Below are 22,984 nucleotides of genomic sequence, written 5' to 3' on the forward strand. Positions count from 1 at the left end.
AATATAATCTTATAATTTTAAACTTAAATTATTATTAAAGCTTTTGATATTCTTTATCTAAAATATTTTGCATTTTTGCTTTTGTCTCTTCAAACCAGTCAGGGTTTTCCTTAGGATTAAATGAAGGCAGAAAAATTACTTTTAAAGTCTGTTTTTCAATTCTGAACGGATGTTTCTTAAACGCATAAGGAAGGTTTATAATTACAAAAGGCTGAACCTTTAAGTTTAATTTTTCGGCAACCGCTTTTGTACCGTTTTTCCAATTAATCATTTTTGCAGGATTTTTTTGGTTTCTTGTACCTTCCGGAAAAAGCACAACTTTAAAACCTCTGTTTGTTCTTTCTTTTATTTCTTTCATCATTGTCAGGACCGATCTTTTGTTGCTTCTGTCAACCAGTATCATGTCAGTTTTTGTTACCATGTATTTAATAACGGGTATTTCTCCCAGTTCTTTTTTTGCAACCCATATCAGCTTTTCGGGAATGACCGTTTCCATTAAGGCAATATCCAGATTGTTAGTGTGGTTTCCGATAAGCAGATTAGCGTTTTTGTCAACCTCTCCTTCTATTATTATGTCATTAGCTACAAGCGATGTGAGAAATTTTGCGCAGCCTTTTCGGTATTTTAGCTCGTTTTTTGGGTTTATACCGCATAAAAGACCGGTAAAAAATACACATACCGCACCTGCGGCTAATTTTATAAAACTGATTATGCTATTTAATATCTTCATTTTTCACCCATCCTATTTTATTGTTTATTTTGACTTTTGTGTAATGTTTTTCTTTTTTTAATATTTCAACTTTTGTTCCTATCGGAGCAATATAAAACACTGTAGAGTTTATTGTAGGCAATATGTATATTTTTGTTCCTCTTGCCAAAAACGCTTCTCCTTTAGGGAGATTCATATAAATTAGCAATGCAGATAGCAAAATAGGAGGAATTAAAAGCCATATTTTCTGATAAACAAGAAATACTATAATTAAAAAGGCGATAAATGAAAGTATAAGAATGTTTACAGGCGTAAATATAGTGTTTTCTTCAGGGTTTAGATCTGTTTGTGTGCTTATTGTCTGTTCTTTTATATTAATCGGAATAGAAATTTTTTGAAAATTATCGTTTTGGGTGTTAAAGTAATAGAAAATTATCTTTTTTTTATCTTTTCCTACCAGACCGAAATATGTAGCTTTGTTTGCCGATACAAGAGTAAGATTTTCATCTTTAAGATGTAGCGTAAAATCTTTAAGGTTTGCGTTTTTTGCATTAATTGTAAAAGAAACCATATTGTGATTTTTATCATATTCGCTTGAAATAGGGTTGCTGATGTTTAATTTGTCTGCCAGTACATTGCAAAAATTTTTAACTTTAGTAAGAGGTACGCTTTTATACAGGTCGCTTAACGTAATCTGTTTATAAGTGTTTTTGCCTATAATAAAAAAATTTTTTATTTCATTGTCGTTTTTGTATTTTAAGTGAACGTTATAAATAAACTTGTTAGTTTTTGTTATGTTAATATCTGATCCTAAGGGAGGGATAAAAGTAAGATTCATTTCTTTTGGCGTGATGACTTTAACGTCCAGATTTATTATCTGATTTTCATAATATTCTTTTTTTAGATTAGGATATTGTATTATTAAATTTGAAGCAAAAATAAAAGAAGTTAAAAGAGTAATAATTAAATATCTCATTTGAGGGCTATATTATTCTCTTTTGTAAAATTTTTAATGTAAGCTAAAAATTGTTTTCTTTTTTTGCCGTAAAGAGTTACTTTTACCGAATGCTTAAGTTTAAGAGGGTTAATCCACTTTCCGTAATGCATAACTCCGAAATGCAAATGAGGGCCAGTTGAAAGTCCGCTGTTTCCAAGATAGCCTATTACCTGTCCCTGTTTTACCCATTTTCCTACATATATACCTTTTGGCCATCCGTGAAGATGCGCATAAAGTGTCATATAGCCGTCTTTGTGTTTTATCTCTACGGCTCTTCCGTAACCTCTAATCCACCCTTTATATATAATTTTTCCGTCTGCTACCGAATGGATAGGAGTGCCGATTCTGTTAACGTAGTCAATTCCGTCGTGCATTCTCCATTTGTGCAAAATAGGATGAAATCTCATTCCGAATCTTGAAGAAATACGTTTGTATCTTAAAGGTGCGGCTAAAAACATTCCTTTTAAACTTCTTCCTTTAGAGTCATAATATCTTCCGTCATAAGGATTTAAAAATGCGTCAACCTGATAGTGTCTGTTTGATATTTTTGCGTATAGTATTTTAACGTCTTTTACTTCTCCGAATTTTATTTTTTCCTGATAAACAATATCAACTTTTGTATTTTTCGGAATAGCTCTGAAATTAATTCTGTCTGAGAATATGTTAATAAGTTTTGATGAAAGACTTTTTAGTTTTGTCGCTTTGTATATATCGTAGCTCAGATAATTGTTAATTGTGGCACTTGCTTCTTTTTGAACGGTTTCGTATATTATCGGGACTATTTTAGTGACATATCCTTTGTCCGTTTTAATAATCTGAAGCTGTTGTTTAGAGTTTATAGGTATAAGCGCCTGCTTGATAATGTTGTTGTCTCTTAAAATAAAAACGCTTTCGCCCTTTGGAATAGCGCGTACGTATCTTTTGATTTTAGGCGGAAGGTTGTAATATATACTTAACGGCAGAGAGTTTTGTTTTAAAAAACCGTAAAAGGTGTCTTTACTGCCCCATTTATGTATATCAACCTTGTATGCCAGAACAAAAACAGGAATCAAAAGATAAATTAAAAATTTTTTCACTTAATAAATCCTTCTATCATTTTAATTCCGTCGCTTCCTCCTAAAAGACTTTCCATTGCTCTTTCAGGGTGAGGCATTAGTCCGAATACGTTTTTATTTTCATTGCATATGCCGGCGATTGCGTCTATACTTCCGTTAGGGTTTAATTCGTTACCGTCAGCATCGCAGTATTTTAAGATTACCTGTCCGTTATCGTACATTTTTTTAAGTGTTTCTTCGTCAACTTTATAATTTCCTTCGGCATGTGCTATAGGTATGTTTACGATATCCCCTGCATTTAGATTTTGTAAAAATTTATTGTTATTGTCGACAACTTTTAAATGATGGAATTTTGATATAAAATGAAGATTTTCATTTCTCGTCATACCTCCGGGAAGAAGGTGCGATTCAAGCAGAATCTGGAATCCGTTACAGATTCCTAGTACATATCCGCCTTTATTGGCGAATTCTTTAACTTCCTGCATAATCGGTGAAAATCTTGCAATTGCACCGCTTCTTAAATAATCTCCGTAACTAAACCCTCCCGGAAGAACAACCAAATCAGGATTTTTCAAATCATGTTCGTTATGCCATACGAATTCCACGTCGGCACCTATTTTTTCAAATGCCCATTTAGTGTCTCTGTCGCAGTTAGTTCCGGGAAAAACAATAACCGTTACTTTCATTATTTTACCTCAATTTCAAAGTTTTCAATAACAGGGTTTGCCAACAGTTCCGCAGCGGCTTCTTTAGCTATTTCAACTGCTTTTTCTTTATCTTCAGTATCTATGTCAAGTAAAATCTGTTTTCCGACTCTTACGCCTTTAACGTCTTTAAAGCCCAACGTTTCAAGTGCATGGTGTACAGCTTTTCCCTGAGGGTCAAGCACGCCTTTTTTCAAATGTACGTTAACAGCAACTATCATTTTACATCCTTTAATCTGTTTAATACTTCAGTATATGCTTCTTTTATATTTCCTAAATTAAATCTGAATAAATCTTTATCAAGTTTTTTTCCTGTTTCTTTGTCCCATAATCTGCAAGAATCTGGGGTGATTTCATCGGCTAAAATAATGTTTCCGTTTTCGTCTCTGCCGAATTCTATTTTAAAGTCTACCAAAGTTAGGCCTACTTTGTCAAAAAACTTAGTTAGAAAATCGTTTACTTTTAATCCGTATTCCCTTAATAAATCAAGTTCTTTTCTGTCTTTTACAAGTCCTAAAACCATTGCATGATCGTCATTTATTAAAGGATCGTTTAAATCGTCGTTTTTATAATAAAACTCAACTATGGTGAACGGCAGTTTTGTTCCTTCTTTAATTCCCAGTCTTTTGGCAAGACTTCCCGCTACAATGTTTCTTACAACCACTTCTATTAATATGATATCGACTTTTTTGACAAGCTGTTTAGTGTCGTCAATCTGTTTGATTAAGTGTGTAGGAATTCCTTCTTTTTCCAATGCTTCAAAAATTAAAGTGGTAATTGCACAGTTCAGCGCTCCTTTTCCTTCTTCTTCATCGGCTTTTTCACCGTTAAAAGCAGTTAAAGAATTTTTATATTCGCATATTACCTCATTGGGTTTGTCTGTTTCATAAATTCTTTTTGCTTTTCCTTCGTATAACAGTTTCATTTTTCTCCTTTACTTATTATTAAAGCTTTTAAAATATTTGCGCCTGTGAGCAGTTGTAAGTCGCCGTCTATTTTTTTAATGTTTTTATCTTCTTTTTTGGTTTTTTTCTTATGGTCTATTTTATTTAATTCCGCTTTTAAATGCGCTTTTAAATTTGCTTCTTTAATTAAATCTTCAGTTAAGTTTTCTTCTTCCACTTTCCCTGGATGTACGATAATATCCGGAGTTACACCTTTGGCCTGAATTGTTCTGCCGCTTGGCAGGTAATATCTGGCTACCGTAAGTCTTAATGCTTCATCTTTGTTTACAGGAAGAATTGCCTGAACGCTTCCTTTACCGAATGTCTTTTCGCCTACTATTACGGCGCGTCTGTGATCCTGAAGACCTCCGCTTACGATTTCTGCCGCACTTGCCGTTCCTCCGTTTACAAGCACTACTATCGGAATGTTTTTATATGTTCCCGCGCTGTGTGCGTAATATACTTCGTTTTCGCTAGGAACTCTTCCTTTTTGCGATACTAATATACCGTGGGATATAAACAGATCAAGTGTACCTGTAGCCTGATTTAACAGTCCTCCCGGATTGTTTCTCAAATCTATTATGATTCCTTTTTTACCTTGTTTTTTAAGGTTTGCGAGTACTTTTTTAAGACTAGGCACTACATTTTTGTCAAACGAAGAAATTCTTATATATTCTATATCAGGGTAATGCTGTAAATCTTTTGCTTTAACGGATTTGATTTTTATAATTCCTCTTGTAATCGTGACTTCAAAAGGTTTTTTCCCTTTTCTTACGATGGTAAGAGTAACTTTTGTCCCGGGTTTGCCTCTCATCAGATTTACCGCTTCGTCAAGCGTCATATCGATTGTGGCGTGATTGTTGATTTTTAAAATAATGTCACCGGCTTTGATTCCGGCTTTATAAGCAGGAGTGTCGTCTATCGGAGAAATTACTGTAAGTACACCGTTTTTCATTCCGATTACTACACCGAGTCCTCCGAACTCACCTGATGTCTGAACTTTTAATTCTTTATATGCTTTCTTGTCCAGGTAGCTTGAATGCGCGTCTAAATTCGGAAGAAGTCCTTTAAGCGCTTTATTTATTATAGTTGTCGTATTAATGTCGTCTACGTAATAAGCTTCGATCATATTGACGACTTTTACGAATTTTTCATATGCAGCCAGTCTAGTCTGCTGGTTTTCAGCGAATAGCGATACAATAAAAAGTGCTGCTAAAATTAGTTTTTTCAAAACGGCTCCTTGGAGTTTTTGAAATTCTATTATATTGGGCAGTTAAAATCAAGTTTTAGGTATAATGTTTAAATATATATTATTAATATGTTAATTAAAGATTATTTTTCATTATTTTTATATAAATTGAATTTTTTTAATTAAAAACCTTGACATAAACTGACTAAAGTTGTATAATTACATCAACTAAAACTTTTAAGGAGGAGAATATGGATAGAATATTTGAAAAATTAACAAATCAAATGATGGAAGCACTTGAATCAGGTTTAAGTCTGGCATTACACAACAAAAACCCGGAAGTACATCCTTTACATATAGTATGGGGGCTTGTGACTAATACAAATACGGTATTAAACCAGGCTTTAAACAAAATGGGAGTTGACAAAGTTGCTATTGAGCTTGAACTTAAAAGCGCGGTAGACAGACTTCCAAAAGTTGACAATATCACAAAAGAATCAATTAAAATAGGAAGGGAATTAATTGAAAGTCTGCAAAAAGCCGAAGGTCTTGCTACTAAACTCGGAGATCAGTATGTAGCGGTTGATACATGGCTTATTGCAAACCTTGAGAGATTTAAAGACACTCTAGGAAAATTTGTAGATTTATTCGAACTTAAAAAAACTCTTGAAGCAATAAGAGGTGATAAAAAGATTGAAAGCAAAAGTGCGGATGAAACACTTGACGCATTAAATAAATACGGAATCGACCTTACTGCAAAAGCGAGAGAAGGTAAACTTGACCCTGTAATCGGAAGAGACGAAGAAATCAACAGAATGATGCAGATTCTTATCAGAAAAACTAAAAACAATCCGATTTTACTTGGTGAGCCTGGGGTTGGTAAAACAGCGCTTGTAGAGGGGCTTGCTCAAAGAATAGTTAAAAAAGAAGTACCGACAAGTCTTCAAAACAAACAGATAGTAGCTCTTGATATGACAGCACTTATTGCGGGTGCTAAATACAGAGGTGAGTTTGAAGACAGACTAAAAGCCGTTGTGGATGAAGTAAAACAAAATCCTAACATTATATTATTTATAGACGAAATTCACACAATCGTCGGTGCAGGTGCCAGCGAGGGAAGTATGGACGCTGCCAACATATTAAAACCTGCACTTGCAAGGGGAGAACTCAGAACAATCGGTGCGACAACACTTAAAGAATACAGAAAATATTTTGAAAAAGACGCGGCTCTTCAAAGAAGATTCCAGCCTGTAATGGTAAACGAGCCAAGCGTAAATGAAGCAATCAGAATCTTAAGAGGTCTAAAAGAAAGACTAGAAGCGCATCATAACGTTATTATTAAAGATGAAGCGATTGTAGCTGCGGCAAAACTGACTGACAGATATATCAGTGACAGATTCCTGCCGGATAAAGCAATCGACGCAATTGACGAAGCTGCGGCTGAAATCAAAATGCAAATCGAAAGCGAACCGTTCGAGCTTGCAAAAATTAAAAGAGAAATCGAACAGCTGATGGTTGAAAAAGAGGCTCTTCAGATGGAAGGTGAGAGCGATAAGTCTAAAAAAAGACTTGCTGAAATTGAAAAAGAACTCGCTAATCTTGAAGAAGAAAAAAGAAGACTTGAAGCTAAATTCGAAGAAGAAAAAAGAGTTCTTAAAGAAATAGCCGAAATTAAACAGCAGATTGAAGAGCTAAAAGTTCAGGCAGATATCGCTAAAAGAGAAGGTAACTTCCAAAAAGCGGCAGAAATTGAATACGGAAAAGTTGTAGAACTTACCAAAAAATTAGAAGAGCTTGAGAAAAAATGGGACGAAATGTTAAAAGAAGGTACGCTTCTTAAAAACGCTGTTGACGAAGAAGCGGTAGCAGACGTAGTAAGCAAATGGACAGGTATTCCTGTAAATAAAATGTTGCAAAGCGAGCTTGAAAAAATATTACATATTGAAGACGAGCTCAAAAAATGGGTAGTCGGACAGGATGAAGCCATAAAAGCGGTAGCAAGAGCGATCAAAAGAAATAAAGCCGGACTTGGTGATCCAAATAGACCAATCGGAAGCTTTATGTTCCTAGGACCTACAGGGGTAGGTAAAACAGAAACAGCTAAAACGTTGGCAAGATTCTTGTTTGATGATGAAAAAGCGATGATCAGATTTGATATGTCTGAATATATGGATAAAATAAGTGTATCTAAACTAATCGGTGCTGCGCCTGGTTACGTAGGATACGAAGAAGGCGGACAGCTTACAGAAGCTGTAAGAAGAAGACCGTACAGCGTAATTCTGTTCGATGAAATCGAAAAAGCGCATCCGGATGTATTCAACATCCTGTTACAGGTGCTTGACGACGGTAGACTTACAGATAATAAAGGTGTGACAGTAGACTTTAAAAACACAATTATTATCTTAACAAGTAACATCGCAAGTGATATTATTATGGAAATTAAAGATCCGGAAGCAAGAAAAGAAGCAGTTTGGGCTGAACTTAAAAGAAGAATGAAACCGGAATTCTTAAACAGACTTGACGATGTAGTGGTATTTAACCCGCTTGGCAAAGAGCAGGTTAAAGAAATCGTTGACATATTGCTTAGAAAAATTACAAAAAGACTCAGTGAAAGAGAAATCGAACTTACTCTTACAGACAGAGTTAAAGAAGTTATCGCTGAGGTTGGATTCGATCCGATTTTCGGTGCAAGACCTCTTAAAAGAGCGCTTGCCGAAATTATCGAAGACAGACTTGCCGAACTTATCCTTGAAGGAAAAGTTAAAGAAGGCGACAGAGTTGAATTCGACGCGGATGATAACAGTATCATCATTAAAGTTAACGATCAGGAAGTTGCAAGAGATCCTAGATAAAAGGGCTCTTGCTTACTTTATTTGTTTATTAAAAGTGACAGACACTAATTATTATTTAATTTTAGCTTTATTTGTGTCATAAATGTGTCTGTAGAATATATTGATACGACAATTATTTGACAAAATGAATATTTGTTTATATAATTTTTCAAAACAGATGAGGGGGAGAGATGAACCTGCTGTATATGCATATGATGGTAGTATTTTGTTGGGGTTTGTTTATGGTGTCTTTGGCTAAGTCGGTTGGATGTAAAGAAAATTCAAAATTACTTGCAATAATCAGTATTGTGTTTATGGGACTGGTGCTTTATCTGGGTACGAAGTTGATGCTCGCAATGCCTGGTATTTCAAAAAGCGGAAACTGGCTTCATGTTAAGCTTTCCATAGATATACTTGCAATGATTACAAATATTTATCTTTCATATTTGGCTTTTAGAAACAAGAATACTTCAAAACTTCTTTCACAGATTCTGTACTGGGGAAGTGTTGTTATGTTTGTATGCATGTATTATTTAACATTATTTAAACCTTTTTAAGGTGTGAATAAAGGAAAAAGGAGAAAAAATGATTGACCAGGCAAGGATTGACGAGAAGTTGAAAGCCGGAAAAAGGCTTTCCAAGCTTGATGCTCCTAAAACTATTACCAATGATGAAAAAGTAATGAGCGAAAATGATTTTATCGTTTCCAAAACTGATACAAAAGGATACATAACATATTGTAACAGAATATTTGTGAATATGGCCGGTTGGAGCAGAAAAGAGCTTATAGGTGCAAATCACAATATAATCCGTCATCCTCATATGCCGAAAATCGCTTTTAAAATTTTATGGGATCTGATTCAGGCTAAACATGAGTTTTTCGGTTTTGTAAAAAATTTAAGAAAAGACGGAGGATATTACTGGGTTTTGGCTTATATTACCCCGGATTTGGATCTGAACGGAAATATTATAGGATATACCTCTTTTAGAAAAAAACCGTCAAGAAAAGGAATAGAAACTATAGAACCGATATATGAACAATTGGTAGATGCAGAAAAAAGCGGAGGAATCAGCGCCAGTTATGAACTGCTTAAGAAACTGTTAAAAGCCGATGACGAAACGGTTGTAGATAAGTATCACGAATTAGTATTTAACTTGCAAAAAGGGTAAAAAATGAAATTTAAAGAAATGTTAACATTAAGATTTATTGCGATTTTAATTGCAAATTTTTTGCTTTTAGCTTATATGATTTATCTTAAGCAGTATATTGCAGTAGGAGTATATGTTGTTTTTATAATACTGGCATATTTTTTACCCTCTAATAAAAAGAGGGAGTCAGACCATAAAAATATTTTTCAAAAAATCGGCAAAACCGTCGATGACGCTTACAATGGAAAACTTTCCAGCAGAGTACTCTTGGACGGAGAAAGTACTTTGGAAGAACAGATAGGCTGGAATATAAATGAAATGCTTGATCAGATAGAAGATCTGCTCAGAGAATCCAAAAACACAATACAGGCTATTATAAACGGAGACGAATACAGATATATAATGCCAAGTGGGCTTCACGGAGAATTCAGAAACGTTGCTTTGGAATTTGAAAAGGCGATTGAATCTCTGAAAGTATCAAAAAAAGTTGAAAGAATAAGCGCGCTTTCTAAAAAGTTTATTGAAATAGACGGCGGTGTTACCGCAAATATGGAAAGAGTCGGAAATGAAATTTATGAAATAGACAACGCATTTAAAGAAATAACCGCAAAAGTTAAAGCTTCTACAACACAGGCTGACAAAACATATTATTTAATGCAGGAAAGCAAAAACGATTTTACTCTTCTTAGCGAAAAAGTTCAGGAAACATCCAATGAAATAACCCAGATGGCTGAAAATATTCATTCGATTTCCAATATTGTGGAACTTATTAAAGATATCGCCGACCAGACAAATCTGCTTGCTTTAAACGCGGCGATTGAAGCAGCCAGAGCCGGAGAACACGGAAGAGGGTTTGCCGTTGTCGCCGACAACGTAAGAGACTTGGCTGAAAGAACGCAAAAAGCCACAAACGAAATTGCCATTACAATACAAACCCTGCAGCAGCAGTTTAACGGTATAGAGGAAAACACTAACCAGGTTGTTAAAATCGGAGACAAATCTTATGAAACGCTTCAGAATTTTGAGCAGGTGCTTGATATTCTGAAAAAAGAACTTACAGAAGTGAGTACCATTTCAGACAAAAACACATTAAAGCTTATTTTTATTACATTTAAAATATCTCATATTATCTATAAATCAAATATATATTCTGCCATTACGAAAGAAAAAGTTGAAGACGAAATCTTAAGTATTACGGATAAAAACTGCAAACTAGGCGAATGGCTCAATAAACCTGAAATTAAAGAAATGTTAAAAGGATTTAAGGATCTGAACAATTTGATGAAATACCATAAATTAATACATGATATAGGTATTGAAATACTTGAAAGAGTAAGAAAAGAAGGTATAACCAAACAAAATCCAAAATGGTATTACGAAAGACTGCTTGAGCTTGAAAAATATGCTAAACTTACGTTCCAAGAATTAGACAAATTAGCAGAATATGCTACAAAAGAAAATATTGTAGCGGATTTACTTGAAAAATCTAAGGAGTAAGATGTTAAGATTTGCGCCGAGTCCGACAGGTGATATGCATATAGGTAATTTAAGAGTTGCTATTTTTAACTATATAGTTGCAAAACAGAAAAACGAAAAACTTTTAATAAGAATAGAAGATACGGATAAAGAAAGAAATATAGAAGGCAAAGATGTTGAAATACTGAATATTTTAAAATTATTCGGTATAGAATACGATAACGTTGTTTACCAGTCCGCAAATTTACATTTGCATCAGGAAATGGCAAAAAAACTGCTTGATTTTAAAAAAGCGTTTGTCTGTTTCTGTGATGAAGAAGAGATAAATTTTCAAAGGGAAAAAGCAAAAATTGAAAAAAGACCTTACAGATACAGCGGTAAGTGTGAAAGTCTTTCAAGTGAAGAGATAAGAAACAAAATTGAAAAAAAGATACCGTTTGTGGTGAGACTCAGAAAACCGCAGCACAATATAAAATTTAACGATTTAATCAAAGGCGAATTTGATTTTTCACCTTTTGAAATAGACAGTTTTATTATTATGAGAAAAGATTTTACGCCTACATATAACTTTGCGTGCTCTATTGACGATATGCTGTATGACATTACTCTGGTAATAAGAGGAGAAGACCATCTGAGCAATACTCCTAAGCAGATAGCAATAAGAGAGGCGTTAGGCTATGATAAAGAGATAAAATATGCACATTTGCCAATCATTCTTAATGAAGAAGGCAAAAAAATGAGCAAGCGTGACAGTGCCAGCTCTGTTAAATGGCTTTTGGAAGAAGGGTTTTTGCCTGAAGCGATTGCCAATTATCTGATACTGCTAGGTAACAGTTTCGAAAACGAGATATTTACTTTAAAAGAAGCCATAGAGTTTTTTGATATTACTAAAATTTCAAAAGCACCGGCAAAATTCGATTTAGGGAAACTCAGATTTATAAATAAAGAACATATGAAAAGAATAGAAAAACTTACTCATTATATTGCGTACCATGAAGAGTACGAACCGTTGGCAAAACTGTATCTTGATGAAGTTTCAACTATAAAAGAGCTTAAAGAAAAACTTGACAATATATTTTCAAAACAAAACTTTAACGAATTTACAGAAGAAGTGGAAATATTAAAACAGGAAATTTTAAACAGCGAACTTGAAGACGATTATAACGATTTCAAGAAAAGAATTATGAACAATACCGGTTTAAAAGGTAAAAAACTGTTTATGCCTCTTAGAATGATAATGGTCGGTTCAAAACAGGGTCCTGAAATAAAAGATTTATATGCTATAATGAAACCGTACCTGAAAATGATTATTAAGGAGTATAGATGAATACGTTATTGATATCTATATTGCAGTTTATATCCATTTTAATAAGTATTTATATATGGGTTGTAATTATTGCCGCGCTTATTACCTGGGTGCAGCCAAATCCTTATAATCCTATTGTAAGATTTTTATGGAATGTTACAGAGCCCGTTTACAGATGGATAAGACGCTATATTCCGACTACGTTCGGAGGGTTTGACATAGCTCCGATTATACTTATTTTAGCTCTTCAGTTTCTCCAGATTTTGATTAATAATATAATTATGTCGTTATGAGGCTGATTTTTTTATTTTTTCCTCTTTTTCTTTTTTCTTTAAATCTCTCAGAACTTCTTACCCATCCTAAAAGCTACGTAAGAGATTTCTATCTGACTCAGTTTATGAGGGAAACAAATTCAACGGTACTGGCATTCAAAGCCTATAATTCAATGTACAAACAAAAACCTTTTAAACATCTGAAAATTTTGGCTCAAAAGTCTCCTTTATTTAAAAATATATATCAGTGTGTGAATGTCAAGCCCGAATATGTGAAAGATGTTGATATATCTTGTGTTTTAAATAACGGCCTTTCCCTTAAAACAATGTCTAAACTTAATAAAAAAGATTTACAGTATCTTTATAATAAACTGCCTCCTAGCAAAGAAAAAGAGGCGGTTTACGCCTTTTTGCATAATGATTTCAGCAATGTATTTAAAAGCAGGGATTTGGGATATTATTTCATAATAAATTATCCTGATAAAAAAATAGACCAGAAAATAACGGATTTTTCACTGTTTGAAGACAGATATTTTTATCTGTTTGTAAAATATGCGGTGCTTAATAATCTCCCTGAAATAGAAAAATCACTTTTGAGCCTGAATTATAAAAATTTTGACGACAGGGTTAAATGGTGGCTTTTTATTAATGCTTTAAAAAACAGTAAAGATAAGCTGGCGAAAAAAATACTTTATACGATAAATAGAAAAACTTCCAAAATATATTTTTGGATGTGGCAGCTGGGCAATAAAGCGGCAAAAGAAAAACTGCTTGAAAATCCGAGAGTGAATTTTTACACTTTATATGCGTATGAAAGTGTTAATAAGAAGTTTTTTATTAAAAACAAAATAATTTACAATTCTGTAAAAAAACCTAAATACAATCAGTATAATCCTTGGGATGTGCTGAAATTCTGGGATGAACTGAAACGCAGAGAGAATCTTTTCTCTTTTGCGAAAGAGCTTGACTCAAATAAAAGTATTGCTTTAAAAGCTATTGTTTTGGATAAAGCTTTTAAATATAAATACAATATATATATTACGCCTAAAATGTATAATGACGAAAATGTCTCTTTTAAGGCTTTTGTATATGCCATTGCCAGACAGGAAAGCAGATTTATACCTGCAAGTGTAAGCAGAAGCTATGCTTTGGGAACGATGCAGCTGATGCCGTTTTTGGTCAGGGATTATCATTCCGACGTGTTTGAACAGTTTAATTATACTGAGAATGTGAAACTGGGAGCCAAGCATTTGAAATGGCTTTTTTCCAAGCTGCACGATCCTCTTATGGTGGCTTATGCATATAACGGAGGAATCGGGTTTTTAAAAAACAAAGTGCTTTCATATTTTAAATATAAAGGGAAATACCAGCCTTTTTTAAGTATGGAGCTTGTGCCTTATGATGAAAGCAGGGAGTACGGGAAAAAAGTAATTGCGAATTTTATAATATATTCACATATATTCGGAGATAATAATATTACACTTCATAAAGAACTTAAAAGGTGAATTTTACTTCTCCCCAGTCTTTGCTTTTATATTCTAAAACATACGGTTTTTGTGTTTGGTTGAATTCTACGATATAATAGTTCATCCATTCGTTGTAAAACGGAAAATTTTTATATAATATAAAAGAAGGTATTTTTTTGGAGATTTTTACCGGTTCGGTATTGTTAAGGGTTAATTTAAACTCCTGGTTTTGAAGAGTGTTATGAAAATCGTTGTAAACTCCGATTAAAAAAGTCGGCTTAGTGAATTTTTCAGGATATAGAGGATTTAAATATACGGCGTCTATAAGCGCTTTTGTTTCAAGTGAATTTATTATTTGGCCTCTTTGTGTGTAGGTTAGTGTTTTTTCGTATAAAGGATCTTGTTTTATAGCCGTTTTGATGCTGCATCCTGTAAAAAACAGTAAAAATATAAGCAGAAATTTTTTCATTTATTGACCTTTTTTGCTTAAATTATAACAAAAAAAGGATTATGTTGAGATTTAATGTAATAGGAATAGGGGATTATATCGGCAAATGCGTTTACGACGAAGCCGAAGACGCTTTGCTGGTAGACGGCGAAATTGTTCTTGATTTTAAGAAAAAATATAAAGACTATCTGAAATATACGAAATTTATGATTCATACGTTAGACGGAAGAGAATGGATTTCTTTTCAGTTTCTTCCTCAAAACGGAGAGATCTTAAAAAGAAAATTCGCAATTATTACGGCATATAATCCAAAGGGCATGATTTATAACGATTTTCTTAATTTTTTAAGAAATACTGAACTTGAAAGCGTAATAAAAGCTTTTGGCTATGAATCTTATTTAAGCATTGGAGAGCTGTTTGACTACAGTGAAAAGTCTTTTATTATTTATGACATAGAAAAAAAAGACGCAATAGAAATAGCCCGTAAATTTGACCAGTATTCAATATTTTACAACAGCGGAGATTATATTTCGGTTACGGAATGCGAAACAGAAAAAGATATATTAAAATACGAATATAAAAAGCATTATAAATAAAGGAGCGATATGCAGGATTACAAAGACAGAAAATTTACTTTTCCGGAAATATTAGGCGTTACGGCGGCTTTTATTATGTTTATAGCAATAGGAATGATTATGGGCGGTACGGCAGCCGGAAATAACAAAGTTTTTTACGGGGGAGCGGGGTTGTTCAGCCTGGGTGCCGTTATTGCGGTTTATCTTCTTCTGAAATACGGCAAAAAAAAGGAAGACGATTTTTAAATGTATATTATGCAGCGGTTTTTCGTTTGATGTAATTTGCAAAAAGTGTCAAAAAAGATATTTACGGCCGAAAATAAGAAAAAAAGACAATATAGTTTCTTTTTACGACTATGAAACTATAGAGCATTTAATTAAATACAAATATCATAAATTCGGAAACAGGGTTTTTAAAATTTTGGCTCAAAACTCCTTAAAATATTTAGCAGGGGAAATAAAAGAGAGCTTTTATGTAATTCCCGTGGACGATAAAACAAAAAAAGGGTTTTCCCATACGGCCGTTTTGGCCCATGAAATGAAAACGGAGTTTATAAAACCTCTTTACCGCTCACTGCTCTCTTCAAGCAATGTACAATATGCGGGCAAATCTCTTGAATTCAGACTTAAAAATCCCAGAAATTTTATTTATAAAGGCAAATCAGGTATCGATGTGATTTTGATTGACGATATTGCCACAACCGGACTGACGCTTAACGAAGCGAAAGAGTGTCTGCTTGAAAACGGCGTAAATGTTGTATTAAGCGCAGTTTTGGCAAATTTAAAAAAATAATTTGGTATAATATTGCTAAAAAGAAATAAAGGATATTAATGCAAGTAATTCCTGTCAGTATTGAAGATACACTTTCAAAAAGCTATTTAGAATATTCAATGAGCGTTATAGTAGGACGTGCTCTTCCGGACGTAAGAGACGGACTGAAGCCCGTTCACAGAAGAATTCTTTATGCTATGCACAAAATGGGTATTACAGCCGGAAGCGCATATAAAAAATCAGCAAGAATTGTAGGGGACGTTATCGGTAAATACCATCCTCACGGTGACAGTGCGGTTTATGAAGCACTTGTCAGAATGGCACAGCCGTTTTCTATGAGAATGCCTCTTATTGACGGTCAGGGGAACTTCGGTAGTATAGACGGTGACAATGCGGCCGCTATGAGATATACAGAGGCCAGACTTACTAAAATTGCCGAAGAGCTGTTAAAAGATATTGATAAAGATACAGTGGATTTCATACCTAACTACGACGGGACTGAAAGAGAACCCGTAGTCCTGCCTGCAAGATTTCCAAATCTGCTTGTTAACGGAAGCAGTGGTATTGCCGTAGGTATGGCTACAAATATACCTCCTCATAACCTTGAAGAGCTGATTGACGCTCTTATTTATATGATTGACAATAAAGACGCAACACTTGAAGATATACTGCAGTTCGTAAAAGGACCTGATTTCCCTACAGGCGGTACTATTTTCGGTAAAAGCGGGATAATTGAAGCTTATAAAACCGGAAGAGGAAGTATTAAAATCAGAGCGAAACACCATATCGAACATAAAGGAAACAAAGAGGTAATCGTAATAGACGAGCTTCCTTTCCAGGTTAACAAAGCTAAACTGATTGAAAAAATAAGCGACCTTGTAAAAGATAAAATTGTCGAGGGTATCAGCGAAGTAAGAGACGAGAGCGACAGGGAAGGAATTAGGGTTGTAATTGAGCTTAAAAAAGACGCAATGAGCGAAATCATACTGAACAATCTTTATAAACACACTCAAATGCAGGTAAGCTTCGGTATCAATATGCTCGGAATTTATGACAAACAGCCTAAACTTTTCAATCTTTTCGAGCTTCTTGACATATTCATCAAACATAGAAAAACAGTAGTTATCAGAAGAACGATTTATGAACTTGAAGAAGCAAAAAGAAGAGCCCATATTTTAGAAGGGTTGCTGATTGCGCTTGCAAATATTGACGAAGTTGTGGAAATAATTAAAAAATCTAACGACACAAAAGAAGCAAAAGAAAATTTAATCAGCAGATTTGAATTAAGCGACGTTCAGGCTCAGGCGATACTAGATATGAGACTTGCAAGACTGACATCTTTGGAAGTTGAAAAGCTAGAAAACGAATACAAAGAACTTATGGAAAAAATCGAATATCTAAATTCAATACTTAAAGACGAAAATATCCTAAACGGAGTTATTAAAGACGAACTTATTGAAATTAAGAAAAAATATCCGACTCCTAGGCTTACAAACATTGAAGAGGATTATGACGCAATCGATATAGAAGATCTAATTCCTAATGAAGAGATGGTTGTAACAATTACTCACAGAGGGTACGTAAAAAGAGTGCCGCTAAAAGCTTACGAAAGACAAAACAGAGGCGGTAAAGGTAAAAAAGCCCTTACCATATATGAAGACGACTTTATTGAAGACTTTTATGTAGCCAATTCACACGATACTCTGATGATTATAACAGACAGAGGTCAGCTGCACTGGCTTAAAGTTTACAGAATTCCGGAAGGAAGCAGAACTAGTAAAGGTAAAGCCATTGTAAATCTTATTAATCTTGATAAAGACGAAAAAATTCAGACAATTATCAAAACAGAAGATTTCGATGAAACCAAATCACTTGCATTCTTTACTAAAAACGGAATCGTAAAAAGAACGAATCTGAGCGAATTTAAAAATATCAGAAGTACCGGAGTCAGAGCTATCACTATTGATGAAGGCGATGAGCTTGTAACGGCAAAAATAGTTGAACCTAACGACAAACAGCTGTTTATCGTTACTAAAAAAGGTATGGCTATAAGATTCCCTGTGGATACTGTAAGGGAAATGGGAAGAACTGCCAGAGGAGTTACAGGTATAAGGTTTAAAATAGACGGAGACGAGGTTGTAGGTGCGCTTGCTCTTGACGATGAAAATCAGGAAATTCTGACACTCAGCGAAAAAGGTTTCGGTAAAAGAACTGAAGCAAATCTGTACAGACTGACAAACAGAGGCGGAAAAGGCGTAATCGCCATGAAACTTACAAATAAAACCGGTGATCTTGTAGGTGTCGTAGCCACTGAAAAAGACCATGATTTGATGGTGCTTACAAGCAGCGGTAAAATGATAAGAGTGTCTATTGACAGTATTAGTAAAACAGGTAAAAACACTCAGGGTGTGAGAGTTGTTAAACTTGACAGCGGAGACAGAGTTGTAAGCCTTGCCAAAACACCTAGCGAAAAAGAAGAAAACACGCTTTTTGACGAGGAAGAGTAAAATGTTTTTTAAAATTGCCGATATTGGAAATAAAAAAGGTATAAAAATGAAAAAAATATTAATTGCGTCTTTTGCTCTTCTGAGTTTTGGATGTGCAGCCACTACAAGCGATATGCCCGCTCAGCAGCCAAAAGCGGAAACAAAGCCTTTTAATTCTCAGCAGGTTATTAAAAACGAGGTAAATATAATTCCTCCTGTACAGCAGCAATCAAAAAACAGCGAAGAGAAAAAAACAGCTAAAAACGACACTGTAGATGTTAATTCAATAAATGTGGACACCACTATAGAAAATACTCCAGTTCTTAAAAAAAGTCCTATCGTTACGTTACAGGTTGAAGGGTTGGGAGTAGCTCCTGTAAATGCTCAGAGCGTTCCTCAGGCAAAAGTAATGGCTAGACGCGCGGCAATAGCGGATGCATACAGAGCGCTGGCTGAAAAAATGTACGGAATCAGAGTAAAAGGAAGTGAAACAGTTAAAGATTTAATGCTTAAAAACTCTGAAGTAAGAACAAACGTATACGGTTTAATAAGAGGAGCATGTATTCAGGAAGAAAGTTTTAAAAACGGTATTTATAAAGTAGTTATGAGCGTTAAGCTTGATGTAAGGAGATGGAATAAATATATTAACGCTAATTAGTCTTCCTCTTTTTCTCTTTGCAGATTATTTTATATCTTACAATGCGGTAATTGACAACTCCGTCATCATTTCTTCTCATCTTGAATGTTCTAAAGCTTTGACACTCAGTAATAAAAATAGTAAATTCCTTTTTGAACTTAATGTAGACGGCGATAACCCTTTGCGTATATGTCAAAAATACAAAAATACCATTATCGACCGGCTTTTAAAATATCAGACGGTGGTAAACGCCCAGTATAATAAAAACGACAGGGTAAAAATTGTGTTTTTGCCTCACAGATTTGATATTATTATAAAAAACGGAACAGCGTATTTTTATATAAAAGGTGATAATTAATGAAAGTGGCCATTGTTGAAGACGATATTAATATGAGAAAATCTCTTTCACTTGCTTTAATAAGCGAAGGCTATGAAGTGGTTGAGTTCCGTCATGCTCTTGACGCTTTAAAAAAGCTGGATGAGAGTATAGATGTAATAGTCAGCGATATTACGATGCCGAAGATGGACGGTATTGAGTTCGTAAAAGAGCTCAACGGCAAATACGACGTAATTATGATAACGGGAAACGCAACGCTTAATAAAGCGATTGAAGCTTTAAGACTGGGAGTAAAAGATTTTTTAACAAAGCCTTTTGAAATTGAAGAACTGATTGCGGCAATTGAGAGAAAAAGAAAAGTAAAAGAAAAAACAAAAGGTAAAAAAGCTGAATTTAAACCTGAATTTATCGCTGTGGACGAAAACACCAAAAAAATTTTGGAAATGGCTAAAAAGGTTGCTCCAACGACGGCTAATGTAATGCTGCTCGGTGAAAGCGGAGTCGGAAAGGAAGAGTTTGCGAAATTTATTCATAAAAGCTCCGGCAGAGGAGAATTTATAGCCGTAAATATGAGCGCTATTCCGGAAAACCTGATAGAAAGCGAACTTTTCGGATATGAAAAAGGCGCGTTTACAGACGCTGTTCAAAGTAAACCGGGACTGTTTGAACTTGCGCAGGGAGGTACGCTTTTTTTGGATGAAATCGGTGAAATGCCTTATAATTTACAGGCTAAACTTTTAAGAGTGTTACAGGAGAGGGAGTTTTACCGTTTAGGCGGTACGAAACCGATTAAACTGGATGTAAGAATAATAAGCGCGACTAATCAGAATATAGACGATATGATTAAAAACAACAAATTCAGAGAAGATCTGTATTACAGACTAAATACAATTCCTATAAAAATACCTCCTTTGAGAGAGAGAAAAAACGATATAATTCCAATTGCGGAAAATATTCTTAAAAAAACCGCTGCGGAATATAATTTTGATAATAAAACTTTAAGTGAAGAAGCAAAAAAAGTACTGCTTGAGTATGAATGGCCGGGAAATATAAGAGAACTGGTTAATGTTATTGAAAGAGCCGTTATTTTAAGCGATACGGATGTAATAGAAAAAAAAGATTTGATTTTAATATAAGGAGAGTAAATGTATAATGTTGCAATAGCCGGAGCTACAGGAGCGGTTGGAGAAGAGCTGTTAAGGGTAATAGAGGAATATGAAATACCTGTTAAAAAACTTGTGCCTCTTGCAAGTGCCAGAAGCGTCGGAAGAGAAGTTGAGTTTAAAGGTGAAAGTATAAAAGTAAAAGAGCTTACCTGTGATGTTTTTGAAGAAGAAGAAATTGATATAGCTTTTTTCAGCGCAGGAGGCAGTATAAGTGCAAAATTCGCACCGTGCGCAGCAAAAGCGGGAGCGGTTGTAATTGATAATACCAGTTATTTCAGAATGAATCCGGACGTTCCTTTGGTTGTGCCTGAAGTAAACCCGGAAGATATAGCCTTATGGAAAAAAACAGGAATAATAGCCAATCCGAACTGTTCGACTATTCAAATGGTAATATCCCTTGCTCCGTTACATGAGGAATTCGGTATTAAAAGAGTAGACGTTGCCACTTATCAGGCGGTGAGCGGAGCTGGTAAAAAAGGTATGGAAGAGCTGTTTGAACAGATGAGGGCAGTGTTTAACTTTAAACTGGATAAAGCAGTGGAAGAAAGAGAAGTTTTCCAGCATCAAATCGCACTTAACGTAATTCCGCATATAGATAAGTTTATGGATAACGGATTTACAAAAGAAGAAATGAAAATGGTAAATGAAACCAACAAAATTATGCACAGCAATATTCAGGTTGCTCCTACTTGTGTAAGAGTGCCTATTTTAAGAAGCCACAGTGAAGCGATTACTATTTACTGTGAAAAAGATGTTTCTGTGGAAAGAGCAAGAGAAGTTCTTGCGAATTTTGAAGATGTTAAAGTAATAGACAACCCTGAAAAAAACGAATATCCTATGCCTGTAATAGCTACTGACACGGATTATGTTTATGTGGGTAGAATAAGAAAAGACCTGTATGATCCGAAAGTTCTGCATTTCTTTAACGTTGCGGATCAGATCAGGGTAGGGGCTGCTACCAACGCCGTAAGAATTGCTAAAAAATGGATAGAAATGGAGGGAGGAAAATGAAACTGATTGAAGCGCTATTTGAGGGGGCTTTGTGGAAAAGCAGGTTTATTGTTATTTTAGCCGTGGTATTTGCGGTACTGGGTGCTATATCTTTATTTGCGGTTGCGAGTGCGGACATATGGAAAATGGTTGTTGTTACGTGGAATGTTTTTGTAAACAACGCCCATCCTGAAAATTTCCATGAAAACTTGATAGGTAAAATTATCGGGGCTATAGACCTTTATCTTATCGGAGTAGTTCTTTTAATTTTTGCTTTCGGTATTTATGAGCTTTTTATCAGTGAAATTGACGAAGCAAATAACAGCGAAGTGGGCGACAGTATTTTAGCGGTACACAGTCTTGATGAACTTAAATCAAAACTCGGTAACGTTATTGTAATGGTTCTTATTGTTATTTTCTTTAAAAAAGTAATTCACATGCATTTTGAAACACCTCTTGATATGCTTTATTTGGCAGTCGGTATATTTGCTCTTGCACTTTCATTATACTTCATGCATAAATCGCATGCCGTACATGAAAAAGAAGCAGAGGAAGAAAATTAGGTGTTAATATGAAATATATTTTCGGCCCCGTGGCTTCAAGACGCTTCGGAATGAGTCTTGGAGTTGATCTTTCCCCTGATAAAAAAAGATGTAATTTCGATTGTATTTACTGTGAGCTGGATCCTGCAAAACCCGTTAATATTTACGATAATGCTCCGAAACCTGATGAAATACTCAAAGAAATAAACCTGGCCGTCAAAAAATTCTCTTTTGATGTTTTAACACTTACCAGTAACGGAGAACCTACATTATATCCTTATCTTGAAGAACTGGTAAAAAACCTGTCTGAATATAAACTGCTTATTTTAAGCAACTCTTCCACAATAGACAATCCTGAAATTCAGAAAACTTTATGCAGGTTTGATATGGTAAAGCTTTCTTTAGATGCGGTAACTCCTCAGATTTTTAAAAAAATAGACAGACCATATAAAGAAATTAAAATCGAAAATATTATCGCAGGAATGAAAAAGTTCAGAAAAATATATAAAGGCGAACTTATTATCGAGATTCTGGTAGTAAAAGGAATTAACGACAAAGAAGAGGAATTTGAAAAAATAAATGAAGTTTTAAAAGATATCAAACCTGAAAGAGTGGATATTTCAACTATAGACAGGCCTCCTGCATATAAAGTCGAGGGAGTTGATACGAAAAGACTCTTTGAACTGTCAAGAAAAATAGAAAATCAGCATATTTTTATTCCGACAAGAGACAAACTGGATTTTAAAGTAGAAAACCTTACAAAAGAAGAGCTGCTTACGACTTTGAAGAAAAGACCTTTCAGTCAAAGTGATATTGATAATATATTCGATGAACATACGCTAAGAATTTTTAATGATTTAAAAAAAGAAAATCTGCTTGAAGAGATCTGGGTGGGCGGAATTAAATTTTATAAAGCTCTTGTTTAGAATATAC

The 22,984-nt window shown here is 34.5% G+C and carries 25 protein-coding genes; 17 read left to right on the top strand and 8 right to left on the bottom strand.

What is annotated here, in order from left to right:
• Positions 1-34 precede the first annotated feature (34 nt).
• Genes C3L23_RS03370 through C3L23_RS03400 form a run of 7 tightly spaced genes read right to left on the bottom strand, consistent with a single transcriptional unit; the run spans position 35 to position 5,640 of the window.
• Positions 35-730, bottom strand: coding sequence for a lysophospholipid acyltransferase family protein (locus tag C3L23_RS03370; protein ID WP_127679852.1), 696 nt, complete (start codon positions 728-730; stop codon positions 35-37).
• Positions 714-1,685, bottom strand: a complete 972-nt coding sequence (locus C3L23_RS03375; protein WP_127679854.1) for an SH3 domain-containing protein — start codon at positions 1,683-1,685, stop codon at positions 714-716. The genes C3L23_RS03370 and C3L23_RS03375 overlap by 17 nt, the downstream gene beginning before the upstream one ends.
• Complete coding sequence (locus C3L23_RS03380; protein WP_127679856.1) at positions 1,682-2,782, bottom strand: peptidoglycan DD-metalloendopeptidase family protein; 1,101 nt, start codon at positions 2,780-2,782, stop codon at positions 1,682-1,684. The genes C3L23_RS03375 and C3L23_RS03380 overlap by 4 nt, the downstream gene beginning before the upstream one ends.
• A complete protein-coding gene (gene purQ / locus C3L23_RS03385; protein WP_127679858.1) occupies positions 2,779-3,447 on the bottom strand; it encodes a phosphoribosylformylglycinamidine synthase subunit PurQ in 669 nt (222 codons plus the stop codon). Before purQ ends, C3L23_RS03380 begins: the two co-directional genes overlap by 4 nt.
• Positions 3,447-3,686 (bottom strand): phosphoribosylformylglycinamidine synthase subunit PurS, encoded by a 240-nt coding sequence (gene purS / locus C3L23_RS03390; RefSeq protein WP_127679859.1) that lies wholly within the window; start codon positions 3,684-3,686, stop codon positions 3,447-3,449. The genes purQ and purS overlap by 1 nt, the downstream gene beginning before the upstream one ends.
• Complete coding sequence (gene purC, locus C3L23_RS03395) at positions 3,683-4,390, bottom strand: phosphoribosylaminoimidazolesuccinocarboxamide synthase (RefSeq protein WP_127679861.1); 708 nt, start codon at positions 4,388-4,390, stop codon at positions 3,683-3,685. Before purC ends, purS begins: the two co-directional genes overlap by 4 nt.
• Positions 4,387-5,640 (bottom strand): S41 family peptidase, encoded by a 1,254-nt coding sequence (locus C3L23_RS03400; RefSeq protein WP_127679863.1) that lies wholly within the window; start codon positions 5,638-5,640, stop codon positions 4,387-4,389. The genes purC and C3L23_RS03400 overlap by 4 nt, the downstream gene beginning before the upstream one ends.
• Positions 5,641-5,849: 209 nt before the next feature.
• On the opposite strand from C3L23_RS03400, the gene C3L23_RS09640 reads away from it, so the two are divergent.
• The 7 genes from C3L23_RS09640 (at position 5,850) to C3L23_RS03435 (ending at position 14,137) form a co-directional block, all read left to right on the top strand.
• A complete protein-coding gene (locus C3L23_RS09640) occupies positions 5,850-8,450 on the top strand; it encodes an ATP-dependent Clp protease ATP-binding subunit (protein WP_127679865.1) in 2,601 nt (866 codons plus the stop codon).
• Between the two features lie 170 nt (positions 8,451-8,620).
• A complete protein-coding gene (locus tag C3L23_RS03410) occupies positions 8,621-8,986 on the top strand; it encodes a hypothetical protein (RefSeq protein ID WP_127679867.1) in 366 nt (121 codons plus the stop codon).
• Positions 8,987-9,014: 28 nt separating this feature from the next.
• Positions 9,015-9,599: a PAS domain-containing protein gene (locus tag C3L23_RS03415; RefSeq protein ID WP_127679870.1), complete on the top strand. Its 585-nt coding sequence runs from the start codon at positions 9,015-9,017 to the stop codon at positions 9,597-9,599.
• Positions 9,600-9,602: 3 nt separating this feature from the next.
• Positions 9,603-11,075, top strand: a complete 1,473-nt coding sequence (locus C3L23_RS09710) for a methyl-accepting chemotaxis protein (protein ID WP_127679872.1) — start codon at positions 9,603-9,605, stop codon at positions 11,073-11,075.
• Position 11,076: 1 nt separating this feature from the next.
• Positions 11,077-12,381 carry a glutamate--tRNA ligase gene (gene gltX, locus C3L23_RS03425; RefSeq protein ID WP_127679874.1) on the top strand — a complete coding sequence of 435 codons (1,305 nt, stop codon included), beginning with the start codon at positions 11,077-11,079 and terminating at the stop codon, positions 12,379-12,381.
• Positions 12,378-12,653 (top strand): YggT family protein, encoded by a 276-nt coding sequence (locus C3L23_RS03430; RefSeq protein ID WP_127679876.1) that lies wholly within the window; start codon positions 12,378-12,380, stop codon positions 12,651-12,653. Before gltX ends, C3L23_RS03430 begins: the two co-directional genes overlap by 4 nt.
• Positions 12,650-14,137 carry a transglycosylase SLT domain-containing protein gene (locus C3L23_RS03435; protein WP_127679878.1) on the top strand — a complete coding sequence of 496 codons (1,488 nt, stop codon included), beginning with the start codon at positions 12,650-12,652 and terminating at the stop codon, positions 14,135-14,137. Before C3L23_RS03430 ends, C3L23_RS03435 begins: the two co-directional genes overlap by 4 nt.
• On the opposite strand, the gene C3L23_RS03440 is transcribed toward C3L23_RS03435, so the two are convergent.
• Positions 14,127-14,567 carry a hypothetical protein gene (locus C3L23_RS03440; RefSeq protein ID WP_127679880.1) on the bottom strand — a complete coding sequence of 147 codons (441 nt, stop codon included), beginning with the start codon at positions 14,565-14,567 and terminating at the stop codon, positions 14,127-14,129. The two genes, C3L23_RS03435 and C3L23_RS03440, sit on opposite strands and share 11 nt — an antisense overlap.
• 41 nt (positions 14,568-14,608) lie before the next feature.
• Here C3L23_RS03440 and C3L23_RS03445 point away from each other — a divergent pair, with 41 nt between their 5' ends.
• The 10 genes from C3L23_RS03445 (at position 14,609) to C3L23_RS03485 (ending at position 22,977) form a co-directional block, all read left to right on the top strand.
• Positions 14,609-15,142: a DUF3293 domain-containing protein gene (locus C3L23_RS03445; protein WP_246831094.1), complete on the top strand. Its 534-nt coding sequence runs from the start codon at positions 14,609-14,611 to the stop codon at positions 15,140-15,142.
• Between the two features lie 9 nt (positions 15,143-15,151).
• Positions 15,152-15,367 (top strand): hypothetical protein, encoded by a 216-nt coding sequence (locus C3L23_RS03450; protein WP_127679884.1) that lies wholly within the window; start codon positions 15,152-15,154, stop codon positions 15,365-15,367.
• A 175-nt stretch (positions 15,368-15,542) separates the two neighbouring features.
• The gene (locus tag C3L23_RS03455; RefSeq protein WP_246831095.1) at positions 15,543-15,914 is read left to right on the top strand and encodes a ComF family protein; all 372 of its coding nucleotides are present in this window, start codon (positions 15,543-15,545) and stop codon (positions 15,912-15,914) included.
• 38 nt (positions 15,915-15,952) lie between these two features.
• Positions 15,953-18,400 (top strand): DNA gyrase subunit A, encoded by a 2,448-nt coding sequence (gyrA, locus tag C3L23_RS03460; protein WP_127679888.1) that lies wholly within the window; start codon positions 15,953-15,955, stop codon positions 18,398-18,400.
• Positions 18,401-18,446: 46 nt separating this feature from the next.
• On the top strand, positions 18,447-19,037 hold the full coding sequence (locus C3L23_RS03465; RefSeq protein ID WP_168175701.1) for an LPP20 family lipoprotein: 591 nt from the start codon (positions 18,447-18,449) through the stop codon (positions 19,035-19,037).
• 97 nt (positions 19,038-19,134) lie between these two features.
• Positions 19,135-19,374, top strand: a complete 240-nt coding sequence (locus tag C3L23_RS09450) for a hypothetical protein (protein ID WP_145962126.1) — start codon at positions 19,135-19,137, stop codon at positions 19,372-19,374.
• Positions 19,374-20,489 (top strand): sigma-54 dependent transcriptional regulator, encoded by a 1,116-nt coding sequence (locus C3L23_RS03470; RefSeq protein WP_127679892.1) that lies wholly within the window; start codon positions 19,374-19,376, stop codon positions 20,487-20,489. Before C3L23_RS09450 ends, C3L23_RS03470 begins: the two co-directional genes overlap by 1 nt.
• A 9-nt stretch (positions 20,490-20,498) precedes the next feature.
• A complete protein-coding gene (locus C3L23_RS03475; protein ID WP_127679894.1) occupies positions 20,499-21,530 on the top strand; it encodes an aspartate-semialdehyde dehydrogenase in 1,032 nt (343 codons plus the stop codon).
• A complete protein-coding gene (locus C3L23_RS03480; RefSeq protein ID WP_246831096.1) occupies positions 21,527-22,072 on the top strand; it encodes a YqhA family protein in 546 nt (181 codons plus the stop codon). Before C3L23_RS03475 ends, C3L23_RS03480 begins: the two co-directional genes overlap by 4 nt.
• 8 nt (positions 22,073-22,080) lie before the next feature.
• Complete coding sequence (locus C3L23_RS03485; RefSeq protein ID WP_127679898.1) at positions 22,081-22,977, top strand: radical SAM protein; 897 nt, start codon at positions 22,081-22,083, stop codon at positions 22,975-22,977.
• Positions 22,978-22,984: the final 7 nt, after the last annotated feature.

Source organism: Nautilia sp. PV-1, from assembly GCF_004006315.1.
Taxonomy (GTDB): domain Bacteria; phylum Campylobacterota; class Campylobacteria; order Campylobacterales; family Nautiliaceae; genus Nautilia; species Nautilia profundicola_A.

Bases quoted from the DNA above. Each gene is read 5' to 3' on its own strand.
- C3L23_RS03370 (WP_127679852.1), bottom strand. From the start codon at position 730: ATGAAGATATTAAATAGCATAATCAGTTTTATAAAATTAGCCGCAGGT.
- C3L23_RS03375 (WP_127679854.1), bottom strand. From the start codon at position 1,685: ATGAGATATTTAATTATTACTCTTTTAACTTCTTTTATTTTTGCTTCA.
- purQ (WP_127679858.1), bottom strand. From the start codon at position 3,447: ATGAAAGTAACGGTTATTGTTTTTCCCGGAACTAACTGCGACAGAGAC.
- purS (WP_127679859.1), bottom strand. From the start codon at position 3,686: ATGATAGTTGCTGTTAACGTACATTTGAAAAAAGGCGTGCTTGACCCT.
- purC (WP_127679861.1), bottom strand. From the start codon at position 4,390: ATGAAACTGTTATACGAAGGAAAAGCAAAAAGAATTTATGAAACAGAC.
- C3L23_RS09640 (WP_127679865.1), top strand. From the start codon at position 5,850: ATGGATAGAATATTTGAAAAATTAACAAATCAAATGATGGAAGCACTT.
- C3L23_RS03410 (WP_127679867.1), top strand. From the start codon at position 8,621: ATGAACCTGCTGTATATGCATATGATGGTAGTATTTTGTTGGGGTTTG.
- C3L23_RS03415 (WP_127679870.1), top strand. From the start codon at position 9,015: ATGATTGACCAGGCAAGGATTGACGAGAAGTTGAAAGCCGGAAAAAGG.
- C3L23_RS09710 (WP_127679872.1), top strand. From the start codon at position 9,603: ATGAAATTTAAAGAAATGTTAACATTAAGATTTATTGCGATTTTAATT.
- gltX (WP_127679874.1), top strand. From the start codon at position 11,077: ATGTTAAGATTTGCGCCGAGTCCGACAGGTGATATGCATATAGGTAAT.
- C3L23_RS03430 (WP_127679876.1), top strand. From the start codon at position 12,378: ATGAATACGTTATTGATATCTATATTGCAGTTTATATCCATTTTAATA.
- C3L23_RS03435 (WP_127679878.1), top strand. From the start codon at position 12,650: ATGAGGCTGATTTTTTTATTTTTTCCTCTTTTTCTTTTTTCTTTAAAT.
- C3L23_RS03440 (WP_127679880.1), bottom strand. From the start codon at position 14,567: ATGAAAAAATTTCTGCTTATATTTTTACTGTTTTTTACAGGATGCAGC.
- C3L23_RS03445 (WP_246831094.1), top strand. From the start codon at position 14,609: ATGTTGAGATTTAATGTAATAGGAATAGGGGATTATATCGGCAAATGC.
- C3L23_RS03450 (WP_127679884.1), top strand. From the start codon at position 15,152: ATGCAGGATTACAAAGACAGAAAATTTACTTTTCCGGAAATATTAGGC.
- gyrA (WP_127679888.1), top strand. From the start codon at position 15,953: ATGCAAGTAATTCCTGTCAGTATTGAAGATACACTTTCAAAAAGCTAT.
- C3L23_RS03465 (WP_168175701.1), top strand. From the start codon at position 18,447: ATGAAAAAAATATTAATTGCGTCTTTTGCTCTTCTGAGTTTTGGATGT.
- C3L23_RS03470 (WP_127679892.1), top strand. From the start codon at position 19,374: ATGAAAGTGGCCATTGTTGAAGACGATATTAATATGAGAAAATCTCTT.
- C3L23_RS03475 (WP_127679894.1), top strand. From the start codon at position 20,499: ATGTATAATGTTGCAATAGCCGGAGCTACAGGAGCGGTTGGAGAAGAG.
- C3L23_RS03480 (WP_246831096.1), top strand. From the start codon at position 21,527: ATGAAACTGATTGAAGCGCTATTTGAGGGGGCTTTGTGGAAAAGCAGG.
- C3L23_RS03485 (WP_127679898.1), top strand. From the start codon at position 22,081: ATGAAATATATTTTCGGCCCCGTGGCTTCAAGACGCTTCGGAATGAGT.